Genomic DNA, 2,580 nt, shown 5'->3' on the forward strand with positions numbered 1-2,580 from the left:
GCCCAGCACCTCGCCATAGAAAGCGCGGGTTTCATCGAGATCACGCACCGCAAAGGCGAGATGGAAAGGCGTCATGGCGAAGGCTCCTGGCAGTTTGACGATGCTCCGGCCGGAACAACCGGGCCGGAGCATCGTCAAACTGCCAGGAGCCTTCGCCATGACGCCTTTCCATCTCGCCTTTGCGGTGCGTGATCTCGATGAAACCCGCGCTTTCTATGGCGAGGTGCTGGGCTGCGCCATCGGTCGCTCCTCGGCGACATGGGTTGATTTCGACCTCTACGGCCACCAAATGTCGGCGCATTTGCGGCCGCGGGCATCCGGCGCCGCGCGCGACGGCCAGGTCGACGGCGTCGCGGTGCCGATTCCGCATTTCGGCGCGGTGCTCACGATGGACGAATGGCAGCGGCTCGCCGCCCGGCTGGAAGCCCGCGACGACATAGACTGGCTTGAGCGACCGATGGTGCGCTTCAAGGGCGAGCCCGGCGAGCAGGCGACGCTGTTCATCCGCGACCCTTCCGGCAATGCGCTGGAGTTCAAGGGCTTCCGCTCGCTGGAGCAGATCTTCGCGCGTTGAGCCGACCGGGCCACGCCACGCGCTGAGCCGCCGCGCTAGTTCGCGCCCGCCTCGTACTGGCCGGCGATGAAAATTTCGAGGAAGCGCCGCCCGTCGCGGCGGGAGGCCTCCTGGCCGGCATCGTAATTGGCCATCGCCGTTTGCCTTTGCCTGAAGACGTCGTTGGCGCGGCGTGGCGGCTTCATAGGAATTGGTCTTGCTCACGATCATACGCACCGCCGTGGTCAGGACATATTCGGCAACTTGCGGGTCGTCCCGCGAGACGTCCAGGCGCTGTCATGCTTGCCGACGGCCCAGACGAAGATGTGATCGTGCCCGGCAAGCATCAGCAGCAGGCCCTCATCGTCGTCCAGCAGGGCCTGCACATCGGCCACCGACAGCGGTTTGGGATGGGCAAGGTCGGCATAGCGCGGAAAGGATTCGGAAAGCCTGGCGTCGACGCCAGCCAGTTCGGCGCGCAGCGAATCGATCTCGCCGCGCAGGCGCACCAGCGCGTCGGCATGATCGGCACCTGCCGAACCAGCCTGCCCCAGCGCCTTTTCCTTCCCGGCGACCATGGCCACGAGATCCTGGCGCTCGCGCACAATGCCCGCCAGCTCCGGCGAGCCGGCGGCGGCGCGCAGGCCAAGCTGCTGCAAGGCGTGGCCGGCGGAGGAAAGCAGCGCCCATTGCGCCGCCTCGAACGCGTCCTCGAGGGGGCGGTCGGCCGCCTGCACGACCGCTGACGCGATGAAGAATGCAAGCCCGGCCGCCACCACACAGATGCGCGCCAGGCGCCAAGGCGCCCTCGGCGATTTCAGTTCAACCAGCCCCAATGACAACCCCTGCCCGCCGATCGCCACGCAGGGATACGCGGCGATCACGCCATCATTGTGATGGGGAGGAATGGATGCAAGGGGCCAGCTTGTGCCTCGATCAGGCACCGAAGCGATCGGCGGCAAAAGGAGCGAGGCGAGAGGCATCGATCCGGCGGCCGATCAATTCGGCGACCAAGCGTGCCGTGATCGGCGCCAGTGTCAGGCCGAGATGACCATGGCCGAAGGCGTGGATCACCCTGGAACTGCCCCGCGACCAGCCGATGACCGGCCGGGAATCGGGCAGCGATGGGCGAAAGCCCAGCCACTCGGACGACGCTCGGCCAAGGTCGGGGAAGAACTGCCTGACGCCGCGATCGAGCAGCGCCAGACGGCGCGCATTTGCCGGTGCGGCATGCCCGCCCAACTCGACCGTGCCGGCGACGCGCAGCCGGCCAGCCATCGGCGTCATGTAGAAGCCGAGATCGACAGGACAGACCGGGCGATTGAGTAGAGGTGCGTCGGTCAGGAATTCGAGATGGTAGCCGCGTTCGGTTTCCAGCGGGATGCTGTCGCCGGCTTGCGCAGCCAGAGCGCGCGAGCGTGCGCCGGCAGCGATTACCACTGTCTTCGCTTTGACGCGGAAATCGGAACCGCCTAGCTCAACGCCGCCAGCGTCAGCCCGCAGGCTGGTCACTTCGGCTCTGACCAGCAGCGCGCCGCGGGCCGCGGCCGCATCGAACAGCCGGCGCATCACGAGGCTCGGATCGGCGACATTCATGGAGTGAGGGAAGTAAAGGCCGCGGGCGTGGGTTGCCTGCAGGCCGGGCTCCAGCCCGGCCACCTCTTGCGACGTCAGCACCTCCTGACGAACGCCAAGCTCGGCGCGCAGTGCCCGCCCGCCGGATGCGGCGGCAAAATCGCCCTCTCGGCGGTAGAGATAGAGGCAGCCGTTGCGGCGCAAAAGATCCTGCAGGCCGGCTTCCTGCGCCATCTCCCCCCAGGCCGGCAAGGCTTCAGCCAGCAGCCCCGCGAGCGCCAGTGCGTTGGCTCGGGTGGCCGCCGGCAGCGATTGCCTGACAAAGCGGACCAACCATGGCGCAAGCTGGAAAAGCGCTGTCCAGCGCAATGCGAACGGGCTGTCCGGGTCAAGAAGCAGTTTCGGCAGCGCGCGCAGGACGGCCGGATTGCCGACCGGCATGCAGGCATATT

The 2,580-nt window shown here is 67.2% G+C and carries 3 protein-coding genes; 1 reads left to right on the forward strand and 2 read right to left on the reverse strand.

The window, feature by feature from the left end:
• Positions 1-157: 157 nt before the first annotated feature.
• The gene (locus EOA33_RS31685; protein ID WP_126055078.1) at positions 158-574 is read left to right on the forward strand and encodes a VOC family protein; all 417 of its coding nucleotides are present in this window, start codon (positions 158-160) and stop codon (positions 572-574) included.
• 224 nt (positions 575-798) lie between these two features.
• Here the strand turns inward: EOA33_RS31685 and EOA33_RS31690 are convergent, their stop codons facing one another.
• Positions 799-1,437: a hypothetical protein gene (locus EOA33_RS31690; RefSeq protein ID WP_127407420.1), complete on the reverse strand. Its 639-nt coding sequence runs from the start codon at positions 1,435-1,437 to the stop codon at positions 799-801.
• Between the two features lie 52 nt (positions 1,438-1,489).
• The coding region (locus EOA33_RS31695) for an FAD-dependent oxidoreductase (RefSeq protein WP_145989398.1) at positions 1,490-2,580 on the reverse strand (1,091 nt) is incomplete at its 5' end.

This window comes from Mesorhizobium sp. M4A.F.Ca.ET.050.02.1.1, assembly GCF_003997725.1.
GTDB lineage: Bacteria > Pseudomonadota > Alphaproteobacteria > Rhizobiales > Rhizobiaceae > Mesorhizobium.